We start from the raw sequence: 9114 nt of genomic DNA, 5'->3' as shown, positions 1-9114 counted from the left end.
CTTATAGAACTTTTAATAATTCGACATCGAAGATCAGTGCACTATAAGGTGGAATAGAAGCGCCGGCTCCTTGTGAACCATAAGCGAGTTCTTGAGGAATGTATAAACGCCATTTTGAACCTTCCGGCATTAATTGTAATGCTTCAACCCAACCACGGATCACACCATTAACCGGGAATTCAGCTGGTTGACCACGTTCAACTGAACTATCAAACACCGTACCATCAATTAATTGTCCAGTATAATGAACTCGAACACGATCAGTTGCTTTAGGAAAAGCGCCATCGCCTTGTTTAATGACTTCATATTGCAGACCTGATTCAGTCGATTTTATGCCCCCTTTTTTTAGATTTTCAGCTAAAAACTCTTTACCTGCTTGGGCAATTTTTTCAGCTTGTTTGGCTTTTTGTTTAGCTGCTTCTTCATGAACATGACGAAGGGCATCGTGTAACTCTTGTAAAGGTAATGCGGGTTGATTACCGCTCAAAACATCTTCCATAGCTAGTTTTAATGCATTAAGCTCTAAATTATTTAAGCCAGATTCTTTTAATTGTTGGCCAATTTGCAGCCCAATTGCATAACTTGCTTTTTGTTCAATCGTTTCTAATTTCATTTTTTACCTGTCATTGCTTGAGAATAGATTTTTATTATAGAGTATTAAGATTAGATATAAGAAGTAATTTATTAAAATTTGATGATAATTGTCAGTATAACAATACTTTTTATAACACAATTCCTAAAGATTTTATTATTTTATCTAGCGCTTAGTGAAAATATCAGCGATAATATGTGTTATTATTATTTTAAATGGATAAATTTAGATGCAGTATCGTAAACTTATTCCGCTTATAATTGTGTCAGCTATGATATTAACTGGTTGTTCATTTACAGACCGCCTAGTTTATAGACCGGATATCAATCAAGGTAACTATATAACGCAAGAGGCCATTGAATTATTAAAAGTCGGTCAAACCAAAGATCAGGTAGCCTTCATCATGGGTTCACCAATGTTAACCTCCTCTTTTGGTGGTAACGTTTGGTACTATGTCTTCCGTCAACAACCACAACATGGCAAAGTAAGCCAAATTAATTATGCGATTTATTTTAATAACAAGGGCGTGGTGACTGATATCAAAACTTCAACTTTAGAGGGATCTTTATCATTGGAAGAGATGAACCAACAACGTATCTCAGATCCAATCAATACAGATTCCGATGATGATCAAGCTAATAACCCATAAACTCCTAAAACAAAACAGCCGAATATAATCTTTAAAAAACCTCGAATATAACGAGGTTTTTTTATATTTTTTATAGCGAATATTTAATTAAGCTCATTACTACTTTATATTGATTTTCAACCTTTCTAACTTATTACTTCATCTACTAATTTTAAATGTTACTATATGATTATTTGGGAAAATTTATTCAATAGGCAACTTATGGATTAGTATATTTGAATATTTTGATACATAACTTTGCGTTTTTATAAATATTATATTTACCCTAAATGTTATAAGATAAATCATTATTAATGAGATATTTTAAAAATTTAGTAATAAGATACCCAACTGTACTATAAATAATGCATTAAATTGATTGAGTAATGGATAAAATTATTTTAAATGACAATAATTAAACATTATTGTGATACTAAAAAGGTTTTGAGACAATGAAAATATCGTTAGAAAGAGTATTTCACCCAGTTGGACAAGGCGCTTTTTATTCAGAGCAAATTTATTCAGGCAGAAATGTCTTCGAAATGGTCTTTGACTGTGGTAATGAACGCGGACATAACAAAAAAAAACTTAAAGAATATAGCCCTGAATTATTTAATTATTTTGAAAATCGAATAAACAACAATAAAGATAAAGTTTGGAAAATAGATTTGCTATTTATATCTCATTTCCATGCAGATCATATTAGTTTTTTGATAACCTATAAAGGGCAATATCAAGTTAAAAATTTGATTATTCCTGTGCTGAGCGAGGAACAAAAAAGTTTATTATTGATAGATGTATTACTAAAAAAAATTGATATCGATTTTCAGGCTTATCATCAATTCTTGACAGATACCCAAAAATTTTTTGGTGAGAATTGTCATATTATTAAAATAAATACCGATGAATCAAATACCGATGAAGATAAAAATAAAAACAAAGATTTAGTTATAGTTACAAATGAGGGTAAAGTTGAAAGTAGAGGAGAACTGTTAAAAACATTTAATCCCATTTTCAAATTGCAATATAATGATAACAAATTGATTATTTATCATCCTGATCCTCAATCTCATTATTATTTTCCTATATGGTTATATATACCTTATGACTTTATAAAATATTTTTGCCGTTCGGATTATAAGGAAAAACTTTCTGATTTATTAGATAAAACGAAGTTTACGCCCCAGTGCTTAAAGGATGTTAAAGATATAACAGAAATACTTAAAGATAATACTAAGAATTCATTAAGCTGTTTGAAGGCGCTATATGAGGAAATTAATAGGGATTTAAATAAAATTTGTTTAGGTGTTTTTTCTGGTCCAATTCCCTTTCATTTATATTCTTACTTGCGAAATTTAGACTTAAAAAAATATAATAAAATTTTTAAGAAACAAAGTTGCCTATATACAGGAGATATTCCTTTTAAAGCAACTAAAGAGATAAATTGTGTAGAAGAAGTTAGAAAGCTTATTATCAAATCTTATGCATCATTGAGCAAACTTTATTTTGAATCTGAGGATTACGATTTTGAAAATAACTTTGATTGGCATATAGGAACCTTGCAGATACCTCATCATGGAAGTGGTAGAAATTATTCTGACGATTTTTTTAAACTAAAATTTATCAATGCGGTTATCTGTTTTGGTTTAAACAATAAATATTCCCATCCTAATGGCGAATTATTGTTAAAACTACTAGAAAAAAATAAAATTATCAGAGATGTTAGTAATAATTATACTAAAAAGTATGCGAGGAGATTTAAAATTTACTATTGAGTGGATAGCGTTATCTATCTATTGAGCGGCGATATTTTGACATAAAAAGCCCCCCAGTAATTGGTTGTCCAACTATTGGGGGGCACTTCAATAACGAGTTTTTTTCTTTATGTCAATCTAAGTAAAATAGGCAGGTTGCTAACGATGAGCTGCACCAAAAATTATTACAGCTACAAATAAAATATAAAGCAGCAGAAAGAGTATTAAAACTATGTAACTAATTAATGTAAACTTCCAATACCCATGTAAATTATCGATAGCTTTGATATAGTCCTCTTCTCTATTAAGACCTGCGGCCAAACTAAATGCCCACCTGATTTAAAAAGCTTAACTCCAGCAATGATTAATGGAATACCTATAATTGCAGTTAAGATACCTAGGCAGAAAAATGAACCGCCAATAATATTTAATACCCCAAAGATCTGTTGCATGATCGCGATAAATTTCATTTTATCTTTTAATAATTCATTTGATTGTTCATTTGATATAGTTGAAATAATAGTTGTTTGATTGTTAAACATCCTCATTCCTTATACTATAAGATAGTTGTACTATAAAAAAATCAAAGCTAGAATATCACTTTATCAAGGTATGTCGAGGTGAATTTGTATACAAAATCCACATTAAACCGCTTTTCTATTGCCCCCATGCTCGATTGGACTGACAGACATTGTCGTTATTTTCATCGTATATTGACCAAACAAACCTTACTCTATACCGAAATGGTCACTACCGGTGCGATTTTGTATGGTAAAGGCGATTATCTTGCTTTTAATAGTCTGGAACAGCCGGTGAGTTTACAATTAGGTGGCAGTGATCCCATTGCATTGGCTAAATGCGCAAATTTAGCTGAGCAGCGAGGATATGCTGAGATTAATCTTAATGTGGGGTGTCCATCGGATCGTGTTCAAAATGGTATGTTTGGTGCTTGTTTAATGGCTAAAGCTGATTTAGTGGCAAATTGTGTTGAAGCTATGCAACAAGAGGTCAATATACCTGTGACGGTAAAAACACGCATTGGTATTGATAACCTAGATAGTTATGCATTTTTATGTGAATTTATTGAAAAAGTCATTCCATATACCTCAACATTTATTGTGCATGCTCGCAAAGCATGGCTTTCAGGACTCAGTCCCAAAGAGAATCGAGAAGTGCCACCTCTTGATTATGAACGAGTCTATCAGCTAAAGCGTGATTATCCGCAGTTAACTATTGCCATAAATGGTGGCATTAAAACCATTGAAGAGATCAAACAGCATTTAAATTATGTTGATGGTGTGATGGTAGGACGAGAAGCTTACCAAAATCCGATGCTCTTAACCCAGATTGATCAGCAAATCTTTGGCGATGATACGCCAATTATTGATCCGATTGCTGCAATACAATCACTTTATCCTTATATTGATACGCAACTTAGTCAAGGCGGACAGCTTAATCATATTATGCGACATACCCTAGGTATCTTTAATGGTAGAAAAGGGGCAAAACAGTGGCGACGTTACCTTAGTGAAAATGCACATAAACCAGGGGCAGGAATTGAAGTTGTTGAACAAGCGTTGACTTTCATTCAATAGAGCTCGAGTTTTTATTTTTAATGCATATACCTCAGATTGAACATGATGGATAAATCAGTATATACTAGCGAACAATTTTACTTAGGGTTCATTTTCTGTGCGTTTAAATTCAAGCCAACAACAAGCAGTGGAGTATGTCTCGGGGCCTTGCCTGGTATTGGCTGGTGCGGGTTCGGGCAAAACTCGGGTAATCATTAATAAAATTGCTTACCTCATTCGAGTTAAGGAGTATTTACCTCGACACATTGTTGCCGTGACTTTTACTAATAAAGCCGCGCGAGAAATGAAAGAACGTATTGCCCATTCGTTAAGCAAACAAGAGGCCAGAGGGCTGAAAATTTCCACTTTTCATACGTTAGGTTTAGATATTGTTCGCCGCGAATATAAACATCTGGGAATAAAATCTAATTTTTCACTATTTGATGATCATGACCAATTTGCTCTGCTTAAGGAGCTCACTCAACAATGGTTTGAAGGTGACAAAGACATTATTAACCAATTACGCGCTACCATCTCAAATTGGAAGAATGATATTATCGATTCAACCATAGCGATGGCTCGAGCACAAACCAATAAAGAAAAATTATTTGCCCACTGCTATCAACTTTACGAAAAACAACTTAAAGCTTGTAGTATTTTAGATTTTGATGATCTGATTTTATTACCCACCTTATTACTGAAAACCAATGAAGAAGTTAGAGAAAAATGGCAAAACCGTATTCGCTATCTACTCGTGGATGAATATCAAGATACCAATACCAGTCAGTATGAATTTATTAAATTATTGGTAGGAAGCCGAGCTAAATTTACGGTGGTTGGTGATGATGATCAGTCAATTTATTCTTGGCGGGGTGCCCGTCCCAAAAATTTAATCTTACTAAAACAGGACTTTCCGAAGCTAGAAGTGATTAAGTTAGAACAAAATTATCGCTCATCAGGAAGAATACTAAAAGTTGCCAATATCTTAATTGAAAACAACCCGCATATCTTTGAAAAAAAATTGTTTTCAGAGTTGGGTTATGGTGAACATTTAAAAGTGATCTCTGCCGATAACGAAGAGCACGAAGCTGAAAAGGTGGTTAACGATCTAATCGGCCATCGCTTTGCCAATAATAGCCAATATGGTCAATATGCTATTTTATATCGAGGAAATCACCAATCTCGCTTAATTGAAAAAATGCTTATGCAATATCGAATTCCTTATCGAATTTCTGGAGGAACATCATTCTTTGCGCGCATTGAAATTAAAGATCTAATGGCTTATCTCCGTTTATTAACCAATCCAGATGATGATAACGCGTTCATCCGCATTATCAATACGCCAAAACGCGAAATAGGGCCGGCTACTATCCAAAAATTAGGTGAATGGGCAAATCAGCGTGGAGTGAGCCTATATCATGCAAGCCATGATATGGGATTAACGGAATTACTCTCCGGTAAACGTTTAGAAACATTGCATACTTTTATTCACTGGTTCGATTCTCTTATTGAAAAATCACACACTGAACCAATGGACACTATTCATGAGCTACTACATGGTATGCACTATGAAAGTTGGATCTATGAAACGTCAACATCACCCACCGCTGGGCAGATGCGAATGCGAAACGTTGAACAATTAGTGACTTGGTTACAAGAAATGTTACAGGGTGATGAAATCGATGAAGCATTGACGCTAGAACAGGCTGTAGCCAGATTTACGTTACGCGATATGTTAGAACGTAATAAAACAGAAGAAGAGCTCGATCAGGTGCAATTAATGACCTTGCATGCTTCAAAAGGCCTTGAATTTCCGTATGTTTATCTGGTTGGCATGTCGGAAGGGTTATTGCCGCATCAAACAAGTATCGATGAAGATAACATTGAAGAGGAGCGACGACTTGCTTATGTCGGTATCACCCGGGCTCAACAAGAGTTAACCTTTTCATTTAGCCGCCAAAGGAAACAATTTGGTGAAACCGTTTATGTTGAACCAAGCCGCTTTTTACTCGAACTGCCACAAGATGATTTAGCTTGGCAAGATCAACGTAATGAGTTATCACCCGAGAAAAAAATGCAACAAGGCCAAAGCCGCTTAGCTATGCTAAAAGCTCAAATCGCTAACTCCAAATAACTTATCGGCATATTAAATATTATCAAGAGGGGATTTACTTACCCGACTAGGCCATAATTCAAAACAATCCAGGACCGAGGTTTTTAATATTATAAAAAATACTAAATTTATCTTAAAAAAACTATTAAAAGTGATAAATCGCATTCATTCTAATTTGTTTTACTTCATCTAAATCCAATTAAATTTAAATAAATAGAAAAAATTGACGAATGAGTTTTTTGCGGTTATGAAAAGCAGCAAATTTATTCTAAAAAAGATTATAAAAGTAATAAATCGTAAAATCGAATTTATTTCAATTTGTCTTATTCCTACTAAAAGTTATTTAATTCAAATTGCAAAAAAGTGGAAAAATAGGTGAGTTATGAGTTAAAAATAAATAATTTTTCATTATTAATTAGTATGGTATTTATGGTTATGAACTTTAATCTCAATTGATTATTTAGTTAAATTGATGATATTTTGTCTATATAAATGAATAAACCATTAAAAAGCATTGACGGATCAAAATAGCTTTATATAATACACAACGTTTATTTAATAAATCCAATCTTTGTCTCCTTAGCTCAGCTGGATAGAGCAACGGCCTTCTAAGCCGTAGGTCACAGGTTCGAATCCTGTAGGGGACGCCATTCCAATAACGACCCAACCCGATTGAAGACGATTAAACCATTATTGAATAAGGTTTTATGACGCAGTTAACACGACCGAAGGCGATCGAAAGCGATTGACAGCGACAATATCTTTGCGGTATTTTTACGGTATTTTTAATCAGAGTAACAAAAATACCGTAAGTTATGTTAACAATAAAAGCAATCGAAGCAGCCAAGCCAAAAGATAAGCCATATAAGCTACCGGATTTTGAAAGTTTATATTTATATATTACAACATCTGGTACTAAGTCTTGGCGATTTGATTATCAATTTAATGGTAAACGAAAAACATTAACAATTGGTAAATATCCGCATATAACGTTGCAAGAAGCCCGTAATGAAAAAGAGTTAGCTAAGCAACTGCTAGCACACGGCAAAGACCCGAGCTTTGAAAGAAAAAAAAGCGCGTTGCTTGCTAATATTGAAAGTGACAATACCTTTAAATCTATAGCTACAGAGTGGCATAACTCTAAAAAAACTACCTGGTCGAAAAAATACACCAATGAAGTTATTTCTATTTTTAATAGAGATATATTTCCATTTATCGGGAATGAAGCAATTAATAAAATAAAACCGCTTGAGATGTTAACAGTGTTAAAAGGAATTGAAAGTCGGGGAGCGTTGGAAATTGCTAAAAAAGCAAGGATGCGATGTAGTGAGGTTTTTAGATATGCAATTATTACTGGTAGGGCGGAAAACAACCCGGCGGCAGAATTATCGACGGCCCTTGCTAAGACCCAATCTAAAAATTTTCCATTTTTAGCGACTAATGCTGAAATGTCAGAATTCCTTAAAGCATTAAAAGGCTATTCTGGTAATATTTTAACACGGTATGCGACCATGCTTTTAATATATACCGTTCCCCGGACTGTTGAACTAATTACTTTGAAGTGGCCTAACGTTAATTTTGATGAAAAAATTGCGATAGTTGATGCTGATGTAGTGAAAAAAGACAGAACTCATTTAATACCGTTATCAAGACAGGCATTAGACATCTTAAAATTCTTGCACCCAATCACGGGGCATGGTGAGTATGTTTTCCCTAACAGGAATAACCCTGATAAACCTATGTCCAACGGGGCAATTCTTCATGTAATACGCAGGATAGGTTTTGCCAACCGTGCAACAGGGCACGGCTTTAGGCATCAGTTTTCAAGTGTGTTAAATGAGCATGGTTTTAATACAGATTGGATTGAAAAACAGTTAAATCATGAAGAGGGTAGTGTGCGAGGTATTTACAACCACGCACAATATTTGGAAGGTCGTAGAGAGATGATGCAATGGTATGCAGACTATATCGATGGGTTAACCACATAATTGTTGCTCAGCGTATTCTTGCTGTTTTGCATTGCTAAAATTGATTAGTGTTGATAGGCGCCATCTTGGGTGCCTACCAAGGTATAGGTCAGGTTTTGGAAATTTATTTTTTACAATCCATTTATCTAACGTAGATTCATCTACGCACACATAACCACAAACTTTAGTTTTGCTATAAAGTGGGTCTCCTATAAATGTATTATTCATAATTAATCTAACCCCCTATCTATACTAAAAAACTTTTTAATAAAAGCACTTGTGGGTTAGTCATATTTTTTTCCTTGATTTGTAAATGTCTTTTAATTCTAGACAATACCTCATACGCTGCCTTTTCTGTTAACGAATAATCAGCTTGCATTAATTGTAAAATTTCAGCATCGGATTTATGTTTTTCTATTAAATCAACAATAATTAAAATATCGTCCTTTAGTAGTTTGTAATCAACTAACAAATCAATAATCATTT

At 33.8% G+C, this 9114-nt stretch carries 9 protein-coding genes and 1 tRNA gene; 6 read left to right on the top strand and 4 right to left on the bottom strand.

The genetic code is table 11. The features are described from left to right. Position 1: 1 nt before the first annotated feature. Entirely contained in the window at positions 2-613 is a 612-nt protein-coding gene (locus tag DKK79_RS08540; RefSeq protein ID WP_110423709.1) for an FKBP-type peptidyl-prolyl cis-trans isomerase, read from the bottom strand. Positions 614-821: 208 nt separating this feature from the next. Between DKK79_RS08540 and bamE the strand changes: the two genes are divergently transcribed. Then, positions 822-1241 carry an outer membrane protein assembly factor BamE gene (bamE, locus tag DKK79_RS08535; RefSeq protein ID WP_110423708.1) on the top strand — a complete coding sequence of 140 codons (420 nt, stop codon included), beginning with the start codon at positions 822-824 and terminating at the stop codon, positions 1239-1241. A gap of 431 nt (positions 1242-1672) precedes the next feature. Beyond that, entirely contained in the window at positions 1673-2995 is a 1323-nt protein-coding gene (locus tag DKK79_RS08530) for an MBL fold metallo-hydrolase (protein WP_110423707.1), read from the top strand. Positions 2996-3216: 221 nt separating this feature from the next. Here the strand turns inward: DKK79_RS08530 and DKK79_RS08525 are convergent, their stop codons facing one another. Continuing rightward, complete coding sequence (locus DKK79_RS08525) at positions 3217-3516, bottom strand: DUF5362 family protein (protein WP_110423706.1); 300 nt, start codon at positions 3514-3516, stop codon at positions 3217-3219. A 78-nt stretch (positions 3517-3594) separates the two neighbouring features. Between DKK79_RS08525 and dusA the strand changes: the two genes are divergently transcribed. The 4 genes from dusA (at position 3595) to DKK79_RS08505 (ending at position 8649) form a co-directional block, all read left to right on the top strand. After that, positions 3595-4569, top strand: coding sequence for a tRNA dihydrouridine(20/20a) synthase DusA (gene dusA, locus DKK79_RS08520; RefSeq protein ID WP_258363441.1), 975 nt, complete (start codon positions 3595-3597; stop codon positions 4567-4569). Positions 4570-4666: 97 nt separating this feature from the next. Next, positions 4667-6682 (top strand): DNA helicase Rep, encoded by a 2016-nt coding sequence (rep, locus tag DKK79_RS08515; RefSeq protein WP_110423705.1) that lies wholly within the window; start codon positions 4667-4669, stop codon positions 6680-6682. Positions 6683-7234: 552 nt separating this feature from the next. After that, positions 7235-7311, top strand: a tRNA-Arg gene (locus tag DKK79_RS08510). 165 nt (positions 7312-7476) lie between these two features. Beyond that, positions 7477-8649, top strand: coding sequence for a tyrosine-type recombinase/integrase (locus DKK79_RS08505; RefSeq protein WP_110423704.1), 1173 nt, complete (start codon positions 7477-7479; stop codon positions 8647-8649). Here the strand turns inward: DKK79_RS08505 and DKK79_RS08500 are convergent. Together DKK79_RS08500 and DKK79_RS08495 are read right to left on the bottom strand one after the other, a co-directional pair. After that, entirely contained in the window at positions 8638-8856 is a 219-nt protein-coding gene (locus tag DKK79_RS08500) for a helix-turn-helix transcriptional regulator (protein WP_110423703.1), read from the bottom strand. The genes DKK79_RS08505 and DKK79_RS08500 overlap by 12 nt on opposite strands. A 19-nt stretch (positions 8857-8875) precedes the next feature. Next, a complete protein-coding gene (locus DKK79_RS08495; protein WP_110423702.1) occupies positions 8876-9112 on the bottom strand; it encodes a hypothetical protein in 237 nt (78 codons plus the stop codon). Positions 9113-9114 lie beyond the last annotated feature (2 nt).

It is taken from the genome of Gilliamella apicola (genome assembly GCF_003202915.1).
GTDB lineage: Bacteria > Pseudomonadota > Gammaproteobacteria > Enterobacterales > Orbaceae > Gilliamella > Gilliamella apicola_Q.
The sequence above is the reverse complement of the archived record's forward strand: the minus strand, read 5'-3'. Positions and strand labels throughout refer to the sequence as shown.